This window comes from Halostella litorea (assembly GCF_004785955.1).
Lineage (GTDB): Archaea > Halobacteriota > Halobacteria > Halobacteriales > Natronoarchaeaceae > Halostella > Halostella litorea.
Window position 1 is genome coordinate 181,172 of sequence record NZ_SJER01000004.1, and the last position, 15,458, is coordinate 196,629.

At 70.8% G+C, this 15,458-nt stretch carries 22 protein-coding genes; 11 read left to right on the forward strand and 11 right to left on the reverse strand.

What is annotated here, in order from left to right:
• Window positions 1-20: 20 nt before the first annotated feature.
• Window positions 21-449 (reverse strand): molybdopterin-dependent oxidoreductase, encoded by a 429-nt coding sequence (locus EYW40_RS13765; RefSeq protein ID WP_135822231.1) that lies wholly within the window; start codon window positions 447-449, stop codon window positions 21-23.
• 133 nt (window positions 450-582) lie between these two features.
• Between EYW40_RS13765 and EYW40_RS13770 the strand changes: the two genes are divergently transcribed.
• On the forward strand, window positions 583-1,185 hold the full coding sequence (locus EYW40_RS13770; protein WP_135822232.1) for a class I SAM-dependent methyltransferase: 603 nt from the start codon (window positions 583-585) through the stop codon (window positions 1,183-1,185).
• 25 nt (window positions 1,186-1,210) lie between these two features.
• On the opposite strand, the gene EYW40_RS13775 is transcribed toward EYW40_RS13770, so the two are convergent.
• The gene (locus EYW40_RS13775; RefSeq protein WP_135822233.1) at window positions 1,211-1,687 is read right to left on the reverse strand and encodes a dihydrofolate reductase; all 477 of its coding nucleotides are present in this window, start codon (window positions 1,685-1,687) and stop codon (window positions 1,211-1,213) included.
• 215 nt (window positions 1,688-1,902) lie between these two features.
• On the opposite strand from EYW40_RS13775, the gene EYW40_RS13780 reads away from it, so the two are divergent.
• The 3 genes from EYW40_RS13780 (at window position 1,903) to EYW40_RS13790 (ending at window position 4,498) form a co-directional block, all read left to right on the forward strand.
• Entirely contained in the window at window positions 1,903-2,472 is a 570-nt protein-coding gene (locus tag EYW40_RS13780; protein ID WP_135822234.1) for a GNAT family N-acetyltransferase, read from the forward strand.
• A 96-nt stretch (window positions 2,473-2,568) separates the two neighbouring features.
• A complete protein-coding gene (locus tag EYW40_RS13785; RefSeq protein WP_135822235.1) occupies window positions 2,569-3,336 on the forward strand; it encodes an inositol monophosphatase family protein in 768 nt (255 codons plus the stop codon).
• A gap of 124 nt (window positions 3,337-3,460) precedes the next feature.
• Window positions 3,461-4,498, forward strand: coding sequence for a sodium:calcium antiporter (locus EYW40_RS13790; protein ID WP_135822236.1), 1,038 nt, complete (start codon window positions 3,461-3,463; stop codon window positions 4,496-4,498).
• Window positions 4,499-4,557: 59 nt separating this feature from the next.
• On the opposite strand, the gene EYW40_RS13795 is transcribed toward EYW40_RS13790, so the two are convergent.
• The gene (locus EYW40_RS13795) at window positions 4,558-4,764 is read right to left on the reverse strand and encodes a hypothetical protein (RefSeq protein WP_135822237.1); all 207 of its coding nucleotides are present in this window, start codon (window positions 4,762-4,764) and stop codon (window positions 4,558-4,560) included.
• A gap of 219 nt (window positions 4,765-4,983) precedes the next feature.
• Here EYW40_RS13795 and EYW40_RS13800 point away from each other — a divergent pair, with 219 nt between their 5' ends.
• The 4 genes from EYW40_RS13800 to EYW40_RS13815 all read left to right on the forward strand — a co-directional run bounded on the left by EYW40_RS13800 (window position 4,984) and on the right by EYW40_RS13815 (window position 7,544).
• Window positions 4,984-5,418 carry a universal stress protein gene (locus EYW40_RS13800; protein WP_135822238.1) on the forward strand — a complete coding sequence of 145 codons (435 nt, stop codon included), beginning with the start codon at window positions 4,984-4,986 and terminating at the stop codon, window positions 5,416-5,418.
• Between the two features lie 162 nt (window positions 5,419-5,580).
• Complete coding sequence (locus EYW40_RS13805) at window positions 5,581-5,973, forward strand: hypothetical protein (protein WP_135822239.1); 393 nt, start codon at window positions 5,581-5,583, stop codon at window positions 5,971-5,973.
• A complete protein-coding gene (locus EYW40_RS13810; RefSeq protein ID WP_161973218.1) occupies window positions 5,970-6,230 on the forward strand; it encodes a HalOD1 output domain-containing protein in 261 nt (86 codons plus the stop codon). The genes EYW40_RS13805 and EYW40_RS13810 overlap by 4 nt, the downstream gene beginning before the upstream one ends.
• A gap of 81 nt (window positions 6,231-6,311) precedes the next feature.
• The gene (locus EYW40_RS13815; protein WP_237560616.1) at window positions 6,312-7,544 is read left to right on the forward strand and encodes an MFS transporter; all 1,233 of its coding nucleotides are present in this window, start codon (window positions 6,312-6,314) and stop codon (window positions 7,542-7,544) included.
• A gap of 319 nt (window positions 7,545-7,863) precedes the next feature.
• On the opposite strand, the gene EYW40_RS13820 is transcribed toward EYW40_RS13815, so the two are convergent.
• Window positions 7,864-8,460 (reverse strand): GNAT family N-acetyltransferase, encoded by a 597-nt coding sequence (locus EYW40_RS13820; RefSeq protein ID WP_135822241.1) that lies wholly within the window; start codon window positions 8,458-8,460, stop codon window positions 7,864-7,866.
• 104 nt (window positions 8,461-8,564) lie between these two features.
• Here EYW40_RS13820 and EYW40_RS13825 point away from each other — a divergent pair, with 104 nt between their 5' ends.
• The 3 genes from EYW40_RS13825 (at window position 8,565) to EYW40_RS13835 (ending at window position 10,782) form a co-directional block, all read left to right on the forward strand.
• Complete coding sequence (locus EYW40_RS13825) at window positions 8,565-8,966, forward strand: universal stress protein (RefSeq protein ID WP_135822242.1); 402 nt, start codon at window positions 8,565-8,567, stop codon at window positions 8,964-8,966.
• A 116-nt stretch (window positions 8,967-9,082) separates the two neighbouring features.
• The gene (locus EYW40_RS13830) at window positions 9,083-9,970 is read left to right on the forward strand and encodes a 3-hydroxyacyl-CoA dehydrogenase family protein (RefSeq protein WP_135822243.1); all 888 of its coding nucleotides are present in this window, start codon (window positions 9,083-9,085) and stop codon (window positions 9,968-9,970) included.
• Window positions 9,967-10,782 carry an enoyl-CoA hydratase/isomerase family protein gene (locus EYW40_RS13835; protein WP_135822244.1) on the forward strand — a complete coding sequence of 272 codons (816 nt, stop codon included), beginning with the start codon at window positions 9,967-9,969 and terminating at the stop codon, window positions 10,780-10,782. Before EYW40_RS13830 ends, EYW40_RS13835 begins: the two co-directional genes overlap by 4 nt.
• Window position 10,783: 1 nt before the next feature.
• On the opposite strand, the gene EYW40_RS13840 is transcribed toward EYW40_RS13835, so the two are convergent.
• From EYW40_RS13840 to EYW40_RS13870, 7 genes are all read right to left on the reverse strand, one after another.
• Window positions 10,784-11,248 carry a MaoC family dehydratase gene (locus EYW40_RS13840; RefSeq protein ID WP_135822245.1) on the reverse strand — a complete coding sequence of 155 codons (465 nt, stop codon included), beginning with the start codon at window positions 11,246-11,248 and terminating at the stop codon, window positions 10,784-10,786.
• Between the two features lie 43 nt (window positions 11,249-11,291).
• Window positions 11,292-11,735 carry a MaoC family dehydratase gene (locus tag EYW40_RS13845; protein ID WP_202614542.1) on the reverse strand — a complete coding sequence of 148 codons (444 nt, stop codon included), beginning with the start codon at window positions 11,733-11,735 and terminating at the stop codon, window positions 11,292-11,294.
• Between the two features lie 75 nt (window positions 11,736-11,810).
• Window positions 11,811-12,596, reverse strand: a complete 786-nt coding sequence (locus tag EYW40_RS13850) for an enoyl-CoA hydratase/isomerase family protein (protein WP_135822246.1) — start codon at window positions 12,594-12,596, stop codon at window positions 11,811-11,813.
• Complete coding sequence (locus EYW40_RS13855) at window positions 12,589-13,404, reverse strand: enoyl-CoA hydratase/isomerase family protein (RefSeq protein ID WP_135822247.1); 816 nt, start codon at window positions 13,402-13,404, stop codon at window positions 12,589-12,591. Before EYW40_RS13855 ends, EYW40_RS13850 begins: the two co-directional genes overlap by 8 nt.
• Window positions 13,401-13,874, reverse strand: a complete 474-nt coding sequence (locus EYW40_RS13860) for a gamma carbonic anhydrase family protein (protein WP_135822417.1) — start codon at window positions 13,872-13,874, stop codon at window positions 13,401-13,403. The genes EYW40_RS13855 and EYW40_RS13860 overlap by 4 nt, the downstream gene beginning before the upstream one ends.
• Window positions 13,875-13,942: 68 nt before the next feature.
• Window positions 13,943-14,650 carry an ABC transporter ATP-binding protein gene (locus EYW40_RS13865; protein ID WP_135822248.1) on the reverse strand — a complete coding sequence of 236 codons (708 nt, stop codon included), beginning with the start codon at window positions 14,648-14,650 and terminating at the stop codon, window positions 13,943-13,945.
• Window position 14,651: 1 nt separating this feature from the next.
• Window positions 14,652-15,404, reverse strand: a complete 753-nt coding sequence (locus EYW40_RS13870; RefSeq protein WP_135822249.1) for an ABC transporter ATP-binding protein — start codon at window positions 15,402-15,404, stop codon at window positions 14,652-14,654.
• Between the last annotated feature and the right edge of the window lie 54 nt (window positions 15,405-15,458).

Genomic DNA, 15,458 nt, shown 5'->3' on the forward strand with positions numbered 1-15,458 from the left:
CGTCGGCGTCCGGGGACGGCTCACGCCTCCGGAAACGCCTCGAAGTCCGCCGGGTCGGCGCTCGGCGGCAGGGAGACGGGCACAACTGTCGAGACGCCCTTCACCGTCCGCGCCCCGTCGAGGTCGGGCCCGACGAGCCGCGGACCGTCGGCGTCTATCGGCTCCCCGTCCCGGGCGACCGCCAGCACGCATTCGAGCGCGGCCCGGACGTCGAGGCAGGCGCGGTAGCCGTCGCCGCTGGCGACGACGAGGTGGGTCGTCTCCGGCGGGACGTCCCTCGCCTCCACGAGGGCCGCGACGGGGACGCCGCGCCAGGTTGCGGTCGTCCAGTCCCCCGTCGCACAGCGGATCTCGGCGGGGCGCTCGATGGATTCGAGGCCGTCGAGCGCCAGCGACGCGACGTCGATGGGGGGTGCCGTGCGGTCGGCCGCCGCGATCGGTGAATCCATTGGCCCGTTCGGAACTTGCCGGGAGCGCTCCTTAAATCGACGCGCCGGCTCCCACGCGGCGGGAACGTCGGCCGGCGGGAGCCCCACGCCCCGGGTGCGGCAGACCTTTACGGCCCGGCCACCGCGACCAAACGTGGATTCACACGACGTCCGGCGCGCCTGGGCGGACCGCTCCGGCGAGTACTCGCCGAGGTACTACGCCCACTACGGGCCGGACGAGACGAGCGAGCTGATCCGGTCGACCCTGGAGCGCCGCGTCGGCCGCGACGCGCGCGTGCTGGAGGTCGGCTGCAGCGCCGGCCGGCACCTCGCCGCGCTCGCCGACGCGGGGTTTACCGACCTGACCGGCGTCGACGTCAACGGCGACGCGCTGGACGTGCTCGCCGAGACGTATCCGGATCTGGCGGCGACGGGGACGTTCCACGAGAGTACGATAGAGGAGTACGTCGCGGACGTCAACGACGGCGCGTTCGACGCGACGTTCTCGGTCGAGACGCTCCAGCACATCCACCCGGACGCCGAGTGGGTGTTCGACGAACTGGTCCGGATCACGGACGGCGTCCTCGTCGTCGTGGAAAACGAGAGCGGGGAGGCGGGGACGGTGAACTACGTCGACGAGGACGTGCCGCTGTACTACCGCGACTGGAGCACGGTGTTTTCCGAGCGGGGCCTCGTCGAGGTCGACGCGACCGCGCTCGACCGGGACACCGCACGGGTGTTCCGGACGCCCGACTGACGCCGGCGACTCGGGGGGAGCAGGTCTACCGGTCGGCCGGCCGCCACTCTTCCAGGGTGTACCCCTCGTACGGCGTCTCGTCGACGAGTTCCCAGCGGTCGCGGTCGAACGCGGGGAACGACGCGTCTCCTTCGTACTCGCCGTGAACCCGGCTCAACAGCATGCGGTCGTAATGGGGCAGGAACGCCGCGTAGATGGCGCTCCCGCCCAGCACGTACAGCGTCGAGCACCCGCGGTCGCGGGCAACGTCGAGCGCGGCCGCCGGGCTTCCAGCGTGGGTGACCGCCGGGTCCTCGTACGACCGGTCGCTCCGGCTCAGAACGATCCGGTGCTCGCCGGGCGGGTCGTCGAACATCTCGAACGTCCGCCGGCCCAGCACGACCGTCTCGCCGGCGACCCGCTCCCGGTACCGCCGCACCTCCTCGGGCAGGTCCCACGGGAGGGTCGGCCCGTCGCCGATGACGCCGTTTTCGCCCACCGCCGCAACAGCGATGACTTCCATGCCCCGGCGTTCGCGCTGCGACGAGTAAGTCCCGTCGCTCCGTGACGACGCAGGCACCACCAACGTTTATGACACGGCGAGGGCCATGGGCACGTAGAGCCCACCGATGACCTCTCCCTCCCCCTTCTGAGCCGGCCGGCGTCTCGGTCGCCGCGACCGGGGCCCCGCGGCCGGCCCGGCCCCGCATCGCCCGCGAACAGCGACAGGAGACACGCATGCCAGGACCGACGTTCATCGAGTGCGACCGGATCGAGCTCAGACCGCCCGGGGAGGAGGACATCGAGTTCCTCCTGACGGGCGTGAACCATCCCGAGGTGCGCCGGCACATCGGCGTCTTCCGGACGCCGTACTCCGAGGAGACCTACCGCGAGGAGCTGTGGCCGGTCGACACCGACGCCGACGGCGTCACGCTGCTGCCCGTCCCGACCGCCGGCGAGTTCGCGGACGAGCCGGTCGGGTCGGTACAGCTGTATCCGATCCGGGAGGCCGACGGGTACGCGAACTTCGGCGTCTGGTTCCACCCCGACGCCTGGGGCCGGGGGTACGCCCTGGAGGCGAGCGCCCACCTCCTCGACTACGGCTTCAGCGACCTCCGCCTCCACCGGGTGTCGGCGACGGTACGGGCCGGGAACGACGCCTCCTGCCGGCTCTGCGAGCGGCTCGGCTTCGTCCACGAGGGGACCACCCGCGAGACCGAGTTCGCCGACGGCGAGTACGTCGATGTCGAGCGGTACGGGCTGCTCGTCGACGAGTGGGACGGCCCCGACGCGGTGCTCGAGGGCTGACCGCGCTGCGACCCGTCCGACGGCGGCCGACCACACCGCCGCCCGACGACGCGTCGCTGTCGGAGAACTTTACTGTCGGGCCGCGGAGCGACCCCTATGGACGTGCGCGACACCGCGGTCGAGGCGTGCCGTGCGGGCGGCGAGTACCTCCGCGAGCGGTTCGCCGCCGGGACCACGGACGCGGAGTTCGACGAACACGACGTCAAGGCGGTGGCCGACCGCGAGTCCGAAAAGCGCATGCTGTCGGTCATCCGCGACGCGCATCCCGACCACCACGTGTACGCCGAGGAGTCGGGCGACCACGAGGGGGACGGCGAGTGCTCGTGGATCGTCGACCCGCTCGACGGGACGAACAACTTCACCGCCGGGCTGCCGACGTTCGCGACAGCGGCGGCGGTGCGCCGGGACGGGTCGCCGGCCGCGGCGGCGGTCTACCTCCCGGTGCTCGACGACCTGTACGTCGCCGCGGCCGGCGACGGCGTGCGCTTCAACGGGGCGACGGTGACAGCGACCGGGCGCGATGAACCGGTCGCCCACGCGACCGTCGCGTTCGTCATCGGCCACCGCGTGAAGCGGGAGGCGGCGTGGATGGAGACCGCGACCGGGATCGACGCCGCGCTGACCGACCGCTGCAAGCGCCGCATCGAGACGTGGTCGCCGACAGTCCACTGGGGCCTGCTCGCCCGGGGCCGGATCGACGGGTTCGTCTGTTACCGACCGGACCGCGAGGAGCAGGTGGCCGGGGAACTGCTCGCGCGGGAGGCCGGCTGTGTGGCGCGTGCGGACGGCCCGCTATCGGTCTTCGCCACGGACGGGGCGACGGCGGACGCGCTGTGGGACACCGTCGCGCCGGAGCGGCCATGACCGGAGGTCGCCGTTGCGGGCGCGTTCCGGGGGTCTCGACGGGTCGTTCACCGGACGAACGCCGACCCCGCGCCGCGAGCGGGGATCGATCGTTTCTACTCGGTCCGCGGGCCAGGCACGCACGATGATAGCTGGGGGTATCCTGCCGGACTCGCCGGCCGTGAACGTGCTCGTCATCGGCGTCGCGTCGGCGGCGATCTGGGTCGGGAGCGGCTGGCTGGAGGAGTCGGCCGAGCGCCTGTCGGCGTACTACGGGCTGCCGGCGGTCATACAGGGGTCGCTCGTCGTCGCCGTCGGCTCCAGTTTCCCGGAACTGGCGAGCGTGGTGTTCACGGCGCTCGCCGGCGTCTTCGACATGGGCGTCGGTGCGATCGTCGGCTCGGCGATCTTCAACATCCTCGTGATCCCGGCACTCGCGGGGGTGGCCTCGGATGGTGAGCTGGAGACGAGCCGGACGCTCGTGTACAAGGAGGCGCAGTTCTACATGATAGCGGTCGCGACGCTCGTGGTCACGTTCGCCCTCGCCGTCATCTACCTGCCCGTCGACGGCGGGCCGACGCTGGCGGGCCGCGTCACCCGGCCGCTGGCCGCGATCCCGCTGTTGCTGTACGGGCTGTACCTGTTCATCCAGTGGCAGGACGTCAGCGACCACGAGGCCGACGCGCCCGCGACGGAGCCGAACGTCCCGCGGGAGTGGGGTAAGCTCGCCGCCGGCCTGCTCGTCATCCTGGTCGCCGTCGAACAGCTCGTCGGCGGGGTCGAGTCGCTCGGCGCGACGTTCGGCATCCCCGAGTTCCTAGCGGGCGTGGTCATCGTCGCGGCGGCCACGAGCCTCCCGGACACGCTGGTGAGCGTCCGCACGGCGAGGGCCGACAGGGGGCTGACGAGCCTCGGCAACGTGCTCGGCTCGAACACGTTCGACCTGCTCGTCGCCATCCCGCTCGGCGTGCTCATCGTCGGCACCGTCACGGTCGATTTCGCCGTGGCCGTCCCCATGCTGGGCGTGCTCACGCTCGCGACCGTCGTCCTCTTTGCGTTCCTGCGGACGGATCTCTCCCTGACGGACGGGGAGTCGTACGCGCTCCTCCTGCTGTACGGCCTGTTCGTCGCCTGGGTCGCCGCCGAAGCGGTCGGCGCGACTGGGGTCCTCAAGGGCGGATGAGCGCCCGCACCACCGGGGACGCCGGTCGCACGACGTCGGACCGGTCGTCCCCCCGCGGCTCAGACCTTCTCCAGCATCCCCCCGGCACACTGCGAGCACGTGTCGCTCGGAGGTTCGATCAGCACCGCCCGACACGACGAACACTCGTAGAGGTCGGCCGACCGCGTGGCCCGGCCGGACCGGTCGGCGACCGACGGCACCAGGCTGGCCCCCGTCGACAGTACCCCGTTCCACCGCGACCACACCTTGGATACGATTTCGCGCATACCGAATCGAAACGGATACGGGCGGATGAATCCGCGGCCAAAAGAAATAGGTATCACCGCGCTCGGGGGCGCAGCGACGACCGGGACCGCTCCCATGCCGGTGCGGCCGGGTGAGGGGAACGAATAAACCGCCGCGACGTCACTAGCGGCGCGTGATGGCCCGACCACGCCCGACGCGGTCGCGGGGAACCGACGCGCGGCTCATGCCGGTGGTATTGCGTGGCTGAGACGCTGTTCCGGCGCATACTCGTTCCGATAGCGAACGAGGACGACGCCGCGGCGACCGCCGCCGCGCTCGGCCCGTATCTCGACGGCGCGGCCGCCGAGGTGGTCGCGGTCGCGGTCGTCGAGAAAGCCGGCGGCGCGCCGGACAAGGCCTCGGTGGAGCAACGCGAGCGCCACGCCGAGGCGTCGTTCGACCGCTTCCGGACCGGACTCGGGGACGTCGACGTCGAGACGGAGATCCGGTACGGGACCGACGTCGCCGAAACGATCGTCGACGCCGCCCACGACGTCGGCGCGAGCGCCATCGTCTTCACCCCCCGCGGGGGGAGCCGGTGGATCAAACTCCTGACCGGTGACGTGACGACGAACCTCGTCGCCGACAGCGACCTGCCGGTCGTCGTCCTGCCGGACCCCGGGGACGGGGAATGACGGCGGTTTCACTCTAATAGTCTCACCCGTCCCGTTACCGGCGAGAGCGAACGCTCCGGGACGGCCGCCGTTTTCCGTACTATGGTATGTGGTAACAGTCGGGTAGGTTCGGACGAGGAACCGGTCAGCAGAGTCTAAACCCCGCCGCCCTTCCGGATCGGCATGTCCGTCGACGCCAAGCAGGCCGAGAAACGTGTCATCGAACGATGGGACGAGGTGTTCAGGGCGCTGTCCGCGGAGCCCCGTCGGCAGATGGTTGTCGCGCTGCTGGAGGCCCCGCCGGACCGGGAACTGTCGCTGCCGGAGGCCGCGAACCCGCCGTACCGCCTCATGGACCCCGAGGATCTGTACGTCGAACTCAAACACTCGCACCTCCCGCTGCTGGAGTCGGCGGGGTTCGTCGAATACTCGACCGACCCGCTCCGGGTCGCACGGGGGCCGAACTTCGAGGAGGCCGCGGTCGTGTTCGAGGCCCTCCAGCGGAACGCCGACCGGATCCCGGATCCGCTCGTCCACGGCTGTCAGCGGCTCGAAGAGCGGAGGCAGCGCTCGTGAGCGACCGCGGGCGGGCGGCGGTCGACGTCGCCCGGGCGCTGGCGCGCGTCGAGGGCGTCGCGCCGCACGAACTGGGGTACAGCCTCCAGGAGTACGTTGACGCCGACAGCATCGACCGGCTGGCGGCCATGGAGGACGCCGACTGGACGCTGACGTTCGCGGTGCCCGACCACGAGGTGACGGTCCATAGCGACGGCCGCGTGCTGGTCGACGGCGAACGTAGGGAGCCGGAGGAGACCGGCACGCTCGAACGCTGACCGGCCGCCGCCCCCGCTTCGGCGTCGGCAAACCCCGCTCCGAGCCACAGGTTCATGGGCAGGTCCCGAGAAGGGGGCGACGTGACCGATTCGACGGGCGGGACGGAGACGGCGACGAGCGCCGCGCGGCAGCGAAGCGGCCGGACGCGGTGGGCGCTGGTCGCGGGGGCGAGCCTCGTCTCCGTCGCGCTGGGTGCGTACGAGATATCGCCGGCGAGCGTGACGCCGCTGGTCCGCGAGTCGCTGGGGGTCGGGGACGCCGCCGCGGGGCTCGTCGTCAGCGTGATGTTCGGCACCGCCGTCGTGGCGAGCCTGCCGATCGGGGCGATGCTCGACCGGACCGACTCCCGGCGGGCCGTCGCTGTCGCCGTGCTCGTCCTCTTCGTCGCGGGCGTCTGGGGCTGGATCGCCGGCGAGCGCGGGGCGTTCCTTTCCGTGCTCGGCTCGCGGATCCTCGGCGGCGTGGCGTACGTCGTCGTGTGGAACGCCAGCATCGACATCGTCAGCGAGGCCGTCACCGGCGCTCGCCGCGCCACCGCCGTCGGCGTGTTCACCGCCAGCGGCCCGGTCGGGTTCGCGCTCGGGCAAAGCACCGCGCCGGCCATCGCCGCCCGCTTCGGCTGGCCCGCCATCTTCCTCGCGTTCAACGGCCTCGCGCTCGTCGGCCTCGCCGTGTTCTGGCCCACCAGCCGGGGCCTCGGGGCGGTCGGCGGCGACGCGCCGCCCACCCGCGCCGAGTTCGGCGACGTGCTCCGTGACCGCGCGGTGTGGACGGTCGGCGGCCTCGGCTTCCTGGGCTACTCGCTGTACCTGTTCGTCAACAGCTGGGCGCCGTCCTACCTGACCGACGTGGTCGGGCTGTCGCTGGGCGTCAGCGGCCTGCTGGTCGCCGCCTTCCCCGCGGTGGGCGTGCTGGCACGGGTCTCCAGCGGCCTGCTCTCGGACCGCCTGTTCGGCGGGCGGCGGCGGCCGGTGGTGCTCGCCTCGTTCGTCGTGGCCGCCCCGCTGGTGGCTAGCGTCGTCGCCACCCGCTCGGTGGTCGCGCTGCTCGCCGTGTTGCTCGTCGCCGGCTTCGCCGTGCAGTTGACGCTCGGCCTCTCGTTCGCGTACGTCCGCGAACTCGTCGACCCCCGGGTCGCCGCGACGGCCGTCGCGTTCCAGACGGCGGTCGGCCTCGCGGGCGCGTTCGCCGCCCCCATCGTCGGCGGCGCGGTGATAGAACGTGCGGGCTACACAGCGGCGTTTCTCGCCGCCAGCGCGCTGGGCGTCCTGGGCGTCGTGCTGGCGTGGCGCGCGCCGGAACCGGGGCGGTGAGGGGCCGAATTTATACCTAATCCAGACATTGTGTTATTCTTACGTTAGCCGATCTATACTTCGGGGCGAAGACGGATGGCCCGACGTATTCCGGCCCTAGAGCAACGGAAGGCACTGTTCTGAAGAATAGACGTATTCCACTGACAGAAGACGTTATACGCCTCTATCTGTCCGAAAAACCGTTTATATGACCTCTAAGCCCAGAATCACCATCCCACTGGATCTATGATAAAAGAAAATATATGTCGGGCGATTTCTCTGATTTTCAATTCGAGTGAAACGAGCGAGGTCGAAACCCGTAACGCGACCGGCGGCACCCTCACTCCCGCTCGGCCGGCGGGCGCTGGACCCGCTCGGCGACGGGCTTCTCCAGAGAAAGTTCCATCTCCAGGTCCGAGCGCATCCGCTCGACCACCTCGAAGCCGACGTTCTCGTACACCGTGACGGCGCGGCGGTTCCCCTTGGAGACCTCCAGCGTGAGCGCCTCGTGGTCGCGGTCGTCGGCGTACGCGACGACCTGTTTCATCAGTTCGGTGCCGACGCCGCGGTCCTGGTAGTCCTGGTGGACGAACACCACGAACTTCGGGTCGGCCCGGTCGGCCGGAACGACAGCGACGTGGCCGACGACGCGGTCGCCGTCCAGCGCGACGAGATTCCAGCCGTTTTCCCGGAGGCGGTCGAGCCACGACTCGATCTGGGGTACGGTCGCCGGCGGCAGCCCCATCGTCCGGCTGTACGAGTCGATGTCGTCGTACATGTCGACCGTCGCGCCGCGGTCCGACTCGCGGAACGGGCGGATGACGAGCGGGACCTCCTCGCGGTCGTAGAACCGCGGGCACCGCGGCGGACAGTACGGCGTCCCGCTACACTCCGAGTTGTCCCAGGCCGAGCAGGCCGCGTCGGAACGCCAACTCATACCGAGAGGTTCGGCGGGCGGCCGCCTAAAGCCTTTGACGAACGCGTTCGAGACGCGCCGTGGTCGGTGCTAACCATTATTGTCCATGCGGTCGAAGCTGTCGTATGTACGAGATACTGGCAGCGATAGACGACGACGTCGACGGCGCGCACGCGCAGGTCGACGCCGTCGAGAGCATGGTCGACGCCGCCGACGAGGTGGTCGTCCACCTGCTGCACGTGTTCACGGACAACCCCTCGGGCGCGTCGATCATGCAGGTCGAGGCCGCCCGCGAGGCGTCGGAGCGACTGGAGGAACTGGGCGTCGAGGTCCGCGCGGAGGAGACCAGCGGCGACCCGGCGACGCAGATACTGGAACGCGCCGAGACCGAGAACGTCGACCAGATATGCGTCGGCGGCCGCAAGCGGTCACCGACGGGCAAGGCGCTGTTCGGGAGCGTCACGCAGGACGTGATCCTCGGCACCGACCGGCCGGTGCTCGTCTGTGGCCGTCGGTCCGACTCGTAACGCGGCGTCGCGCCTGCGTCCCGGCCGGCGTGGCGGGAGCCCGCCCGGACCGCCGGGTAGCGCCCGTCACGGGCGGAGCGACAGTATAATGTGAATGGTTGTTCACTGTGCGATCGATGCGCGTTACCGTACTCGGAGCCGGAACGATGGGCCACGGGATCGCACAGGTCGCCGCGACGGCGGGCTACGACGTGACGATCCGGGACATCGACGAGTCGATCCTCGAAGACGGGGTGGCGTCGATCGAATCGAACCTGCAGGGCGGGGTCGAGCGGGAAAAGCTAACGGCCGACGAGAAGGCCGCCGCGCTCGACCGGATCGGGACGACCACGTCGCTGGAGGACGCCGTCGGCGACGCGGAGTTCGTCGTCGAGGCGGTGCCCGAGGACATGGACCTGAAGCAGGGAACGTTCGAGGACGTGGCCGCCGCCGCGCCGGCCGACGCGGTGCTCGCCACGAACACCTCGTCGCTGTCGGTGACTGAGATCGCGAGCGTCCTCGACGACCCCGGGCGGGCGATCGGCCTCCACTTCTTCAACCCGGTCCACATCATGGGGTTGGTCGAGATCGTCGTCGCCGAGGGGACCGACGAGGCGACGCTCGAAACCGCCACCGAGTTCGTCGAGGCGATCGACAAGGAGCCGGTGACAGTGCGGGACTCCGCCGGCTTCGCCTCCTCGCGGCTCGGCGTCGCGCTCGGCGTCGAGGCGGTCCGGATGCTGGAGGAGGGCGTCGCCGGCCCGCGGGACATCGACGCGGCGATGGAACTCGGCTACAACCACCCGATGGGGCCGATAGAATTGGGCGACGTGGTCGGGCTGGACGTGCGCCTCGACATCCTTGAGTACCTCCGCGAGGAGCTTGGCGAGCGGTTCCGCCCGCCGCAGCTACTGAAACAGAAGGTCCGGGCCGGGAAGCTCGGGAAGAAGACCGGCGAGGGGTTCTACGTCTGGGAGGACGGCGAGATCGTCGGCGTCAGCGGCGACTGGGGTGACGGGCAGTGACCGCCACCGAGGACGCGGCGGCCGACTGCGACACGGTGTCGGCGACGGTCGGCGAGCGCGTCGACGGCGTCGCGACCGTGACGCTGTCGCGGCCCGACGCCAGGAACGCGCTCGACGCCGAACTGCGGAGCGACCTCACGGCCGTGCTGGACGCCGTCGAGGACGACGACGCGGTCCGCGTGGTCGTCCTGACCGGCAGCGACGAGGGCGGCGCGTTCGTCGCCGGCGCGGACGTGACCGAACTGCGCGAGCGCGACGCCATCGAGCAGCGGGAGGCGAGCAAGCGGCCCCGCGTGTACGAGCGCGTGGCGAACCTCCCCAAGCCCGTCATCGGCCGGATCAACGGCCACGCGCTGGGCGGCGGCTGCGAACTCGCGCAGGCCTGCGACGTGCGGATCGCCTCGGAGAAGGCGAAGCTCGGCCAGCCCGAGATCAACCTCGGGATCATCCCCGGCGGCGGCGGCACCCAGCGGCTCCCCCGGCTCGTCGGCACGGGGCAGGCGATGCGGCTGGTCCTCTCGGGCGAACTGATCGACGCCGAGGAGGCACGCGACATCGGCCTCGTCGAGGAGGTCCACCCCCACGAAGACCTCGACGACGCCGTCTACGACCTCGCGGCGTCGATGGCCGCCAAGAGCCCCGTCGCCCTGGAGTTCGCCAAGGAGGCCGTGGGGGCCAGCGCCGAGATGGACATCGAGGACGGCATCGAGTACGAGGCCGAACTGTTCGCCCAGCTGTTCGCCACTGAGGACAAAAACGAGGGGATCGACGCGTTCTTCGAGGACCGCGAGCCGGAGTGGCAGGGGAAGTGAGTCAGTCCGGCCCGTCCCGCCGGGCCACCAGTTCGTAGTTCTCCAGGGTCAACACCGTCTCGCCGTCGCCGTTCGTTACGGTGATCGACTCGTGGACGACGCCGCTCGTCGGGTCGCTCTCGGAGGGGCGCGTGTCGAGTATCTCGTTTTCCACCGCGAGTTCGTCGCCCGGCCGCACCGGCGCGTGCCAGCGCACGTCGTCGATGCCGAGGCCGCCCACGACGGCCCGCTGGCTCCGGACGGCGTCGACCAGCAGGCGGACCGACAGCGAGAGGGTGTGGTAGCCGCTGGCGATGAGGCCGTCGAAGCGGCTCTCGGCGGCGGCCTCCGGGTCCGTGTGGAACGGGAGCGGGTCGAATTCCGCGGCGAACTCTCGGATCTCCGCCTCGGTGACGGTCGTCGTGCCGCAGTCAGTGACGGTGCCCGGTTCCACGTCCTCGAAGTAGACGGTCGCGTCGTCGCTCATGTCGGGGGGCTCTCACCCCCGAGCCTTCACCGTTTCGCTCGCGTCACTCCCGGGCGATGATGTTGATGCCGGTCCACCGGAGCACCTCGTCGCCGTCGCCGTTGTGCGCCCGCGTCTGATTGCGGACGTAGCCGCGGTCGTCGCGGCTCCCGGAGGCGGTGGTCTCCATGATCTCGTTTTCGACGGTGAGGACGTCGCCCGGCCGCACCGGCGTCTCCCAGCGCAGTTCGTCGACGCCGATCGCGCCCATGCTCGCCGCCTCGCAGAGGAAGCCGTCGGCGAACAGCCGCATGCAGACGCTGGCGGTGTACCAGCCCGAGGCGATCAGGCCGCCGAAGATGGAGTCGCGGGCCACATCGGGGTCGACGTGGATCGGCTGGGGGTCGTAGCGCTCCGCGAACGCGACCATCTCCTCGCGGGGCACCTCGTAGCTCCCCAGTTCGCGCACCGTGCCTTCCTCGACGTCGTCGAAGTGGATCAGGGACATGCGTCGCCAGTCGAAGGCAGTCGGCATAAAATCGATCGGAACGGCGCGGGAAGGGGCGGACAACGCCCCCGGCCGTCACTCGCCGGTGAACTCGGGGTCGCGGTCCTCGCGGAACGCGTCGACGCCCTCGTCGTGGTCCGCCGTCGAAAGCAGCGTGCTCTGGGCGAGCGACTCCAGCAGCCCGGCGGTCCGCAGGTCGGAGTCGCGGGCCTCGTTGACCACCCGTTTCGCCAGCCCGATGGCCTGTGGCGGCCCGTCGAGCAGGTCGGCGGCGTACTCCCGGGCGGCCGCGTCCGGGTCGTCGGCGACGCGCTCGACCAGCCCGATCTCGCGGGCGCGCTCGCCGTCGACGAGGTCGCCGCTGAAGATCATGTCCTTGGCCCGCCCCGGGCCGACGAGGTGGACGAACCGCGAACAGCCGCCCAGCCCCGGGATGAGGCCGATGTTGTGCTCGGGGAAGCCAAGCGTCGCGTCCGGCGCGGCGATCCGCACGTCGCAGGCCAGCGCGAGTTCGAGGCCGCCGCCGACGCAGGTGCCGTCGATGGCCGCCAGCACCGGCGTCTCGGTCGTCTCGATGCGCTCGAACGCCCGGCCGAGCACGCGCGAGTTCGTCCGGAACTCCGCTGTCGTCCAGTCGCGGGCCGTCTCGAACAGGCCGACGTCCGCGCCGACCGAGAAGACGTCGTCGCCGCCCGCGACGATCCCGACGCGGACATCGTCCTCGTCGAACACCGCGACGGCGTCCGACAGGTCGGCACGCACGTCCTGACTGATCGCGTTGACCGGCGGGTTCGCCAGCCGGACCGTGGCGACGCCGTCGTCGACGGTCACGTCGAGCGTGTCGAACGCGTACTCAGCCATCCTGCCCCCACTCCGGGTCGCGGTCGGTCATGAACGCCTCCAGCCCCTCGGCGAAGACGGCGGAGTCGCTGACCCGTTTGATCGTGTCCCGTTCTTCCTCCAGGTGCTCGTCCAGCCGCCCGGCGTACGTCGAGTCGATCAGTGCCTTCGTCTCCTCGTACACCGTCGTCGGGCCGTCCGCGAGCTTCGCCGCCCACTCCGTCGCGGCGTCGAGGAACTCGTCGTCTGGGCGGTCGACCCGCCGGTTGGCGAGGCCCAGGTCGACGGCCTCCTCGGCGGGGATCGGCTCCGGGTCGAACAGCAGTTCGCGAGCGCGGTACGGGCCGACCGTCTGGGCGAGGAAGAACGGCGTGGCGTTGTCCGGGGTCAGCCCGACGCGGGCGTAGCCGGTGTTCAACACCGCGTCGCGGTGGAGCACGACGAGGTCGCAGGCGAGCGTGAAGCCGAGGCCGCCGCCCGCCGCGACGCCGGACACCGCCGCGATGACGGGCGCGGGAAAGCGGCGGAGCGTCCGGATGAACCGGTTCGACGCGGCGGCGATGGTGTCGACCTTCGCCGCGCGCATCTCCTCGGGCGCGGACTCGACCGACCGCAGGTCCGCGCCGGCGGAGAACTCCGGTTCGCCGTAGAGGACGAGCGACCCCACGTCGCCGGCCAGCGCCTCGACGGCCTCGGCCATCGCCTCGACCTGCGGCGGCGTGAACACGTTCAGCGGCGCGTCGCCCCGCTCCATCACGAGGCGGGCCACGTCGCCGTCCGCGACGAACTCCAGGCGGACGCCCTCGTGGACGCGCTCGGTGCGGGTCATCGCTCCGCCCCACCCCCCACGTCGGCGCGCCCGAGGGGTGCCTCGGCCTCCCGGTACCGCTCCGAGAGCCGAAGGTACTCCTCGCAGTACCACCGGATCTGCTCTTTCCGGTCCTCGCCGATGGGCTTGGTCTCCGGCGGCGACCCGTACGCCATGTGGCCGTCCGGTATCTCCTGACCCTCGCGGACGACGGTGCCCGCCGCGACGATGCAGTCGTCGCCGACGGAGGCCTCCGGCAGGATCGTACTCGACATGCCGATCAGCGTGTCGTCGCCGACGGTGGCGCGGTCGACCACGACGTTGTGGCCGACGGTCACGCCGGAGCCGAGCGTCGCCTCGTGGAGCATCGTGAAGTCCTGGACGTTCGTCTCGCTGCCGACGCTGACGGGACCGTAGTCGCCGCGGACGCAGACGAACGGCCAGACGCTCGCCCGTTCGGCGACGGTCACGTCGCCGACGAGGTACGCCATCTCGGAGACGAACGCCGAGTCGGCCACGGCGGGCCGGTCGCCCTCGAACGGCCGCAGCGGGGGCACGGTCACTTCACCCCCAGGTAGTTCTCCATCGCCTCCCGGTCGCCCAGCAGTTCGCCGGCGGGGGACTCGTGGACGACCTCGCCGGTCTCGAGGACGTACGCTCGGTCGGCCAACCCGAGCGCCATCTCGGCGTTCTGCTCGACCAGGAGGATCGTGACGCCGTCCTCGTTGAGTTCCCGGATCGTGTCGGCCACGTCGTCGACGATCTGGGGTGCCAGCCCCTCGCTCGGCTCGTCGAGCAGGAGCAGGTCCGTCTCGGGGCCGAGCAGCCCCCGCGCGATGGCGAGCATCTGCTGTTCGCCGCCGCTCATCGTGCCGGCCTTCTGGTCCCGGCGCTCGTCGAGGCGGGGGAACCGCTCGTACACGTCCTCGAACCCGCCGTCGCCGCCGGAGTGGGCGGCGAGCCGCAGGTTCTCCTCGACGGTCAGGTCGCCGAACACGCGCCGCTCCTCGGGCACCCACGAGACGCCGCGCCGGCGGACGTCGTGGGGTTCGAGCCCGTGGATCGGCTCGCCGTCCTTCGTGATCTCGCCGGACGTGACCGGCGTCAGGCACATGATGCTTCGCAGCGTCGTCGTCTTGCCGGCCCCGTTTCGGCCGACCAGGGCGACGATCTCGCCGCGGCCGACCGACAGCGAGACGTCGAACAGCACGTGGCTCTCGCCGTAGTGGGTGTCGATGCCGTCCACCGACAGCAGTTCGTCGGCCATCTCACCCACCTCCGAGGTACGCTTTCTGGACGCGTTCGTCCTCCCGTATCTCCGCGGGCGGCCCCCACGCGAGCAGTTCGCCGCCGTTCATCACCGCGACGTGGTCGGATATGTCCATGACGATCTCCATGTCGTGTTCGATGAGGACGATAGTGGTGTCCTCGGCGATCCGCTCTATCAGTTCGACGGTCTCGACGGTCTCCTCCGGGCTCATCCCGGCGGTCGGCTCGTCCATCAGCAGGAGGTCGGGGTCGGCGGCGACCGCGATCCCGATCTCCAGGTGGCGGCGCTGCCCGTACGAGAGGTTCGCCGCCGTCCGGTCGGCGACGTGCCCGAGGCCGATGCGCTCCAGCACGGCCTCCGCGTCGTCCATCGCATCGTCGAGGGTGTTGTAGTGCCGGACGAAGTCCGAGACCCCGAACCCGCTGTAGCGGGCCTGCGTGGCGAGCCGGACGTTCTCCAGCGCGGTCAGGTCGTCGAAGAAGTTCGTGATCTGGAACGACCGGACGATCCCGCGGGAGACGAGTTCGTGGGGCTCCGCGCCGTCGATGCGCTCCCCGCGGAACTCGATGTGTCCGTCCGTCGGCGCGTGCTTGCCGGTAAAGAGGTTGAACAGCGTCGTCTTGCCGGCCCCGTTCGGCCCGATGATCGACGTGATGTCGCCGGCCGGCACCGACAGCGACACGTCGTCGACGGCGGTGAGCGGGCCGAACTTCTTGGTCACCTGGTCGGTGCGCAGGAGCGCGTCGCTCACGGGCGACCACCTCCGTTCGGCGTGCGGGCCGGTCGGCGCGCGGCCGCAGGGCGG

Coding starts and splice junctions, on each gene's coding strand:
- EYW40_RS13865 (WP_135822248.1), bottom strand. CDS start 14,650: ATGGCCGACGAACTGCTGTCGGTGGACGGCATCGACACCCACTACGGC.
- EYW40_RS13765 (WP_135822231.1), bottom strand. CDS start 449: ATGGATTCACCGATCGCGGCGGCCGACCGCACGGCACCCCCCATCGAC.
- EYW40_RS13790 (WP_135822236.1), top strand. CDS start 3,461: ATGATAGCTGGGGGTATCCTGCCGGACTCGCCGGCCGTGAACGTGCTC.
- EYW40_RS13850 (WP_135822246.1), bottom strand. CDS start 12,596: ATGGCTGAGTACGCGTTCGACACGCTCGACGTGACCGTCGACGACGGC.
- EYW40_RS13805 (WP_135822239.1), top strand. CDS start 5,581: ATGTCCGTCGACGCCAAGCAGGCCGAGAAACGTGTCATCGAACGATGG.
- EYW40_RS13775 (WP_135822233.1), bottom strand. CDS start 1,687: ATGGAAGTCATCGCTGTTGCGGCGGTGGGCGAAAACGGCGTCATCGGC.
- EYW40_RS13820 (WP_135822241.1), bottom strand. CDS start 8,460: ATGAGTTGGCGTTCCGACGCGGCCTGCTCGGCCTGGGACAACTCGGAG.
- EYW40_RS13855 (WP_135822247.1), bottom strand. CDS start 13,404: ATGACCCGCACCGAGCGCGTCCACGAGGGCGTCCGCCTGGAGTTCGTC.
- EYW40_RS13795 (WP_135822237.1), bottom strand. CDS start 4,764: ATGCGCGAAATCGTATCCAAGGTGTGGTCGCGGTGGAACGGGGTACTG.
- EYW40_RS13845 (WP_202614542.1), bottom strand. CDS start 11,735: ATGTCCCTGATCCACTTCGACGACGTCGAGGAAGGCACGGTGCGCGAA.
- EYW40_RS13780 (WP_135822234.1), top strand. CDS start 1,903: ATGCCAGGACCGACGTTCATCGAGTGCGACCGGATCGAGCTCAGACCG.
- EYW40_RS13825 (WP_135822242.1), top strand. CDS start 8,565: ATGTACGAGATACTGGCAGCGATAGACGACGACGTCGACGGCGCGCAC.
- EYW40_RS13830 (WP_135822243.1), top strand. CDS start 9,083: ATGCGCGTTACCGTACTCGGAGCCGGAACGATGGGCCACGGGATCGCA.
- EYW40_RS13860 (WP_135822417.1), bottom strand. CDS start 13,874: ATGGCGTACCTCGTCGGCGACGTGACCGTCGCCGAACGGGCGAGCGTC.
- EYW40_RS13785 (WP_135822235.1), top strand. CDS start 2,569: ATGGACGTGCGCGACACCGCGGTCGAGGCGTGCCGTGCGGGCGGCGAG.
- EYW40_RS13840 (WP_135822245.1), bottom strand. CDS start 11,248: ATGAGCGACGACGCGACCGTCTACTTCGAGGACGTGGAACCGGGCACC.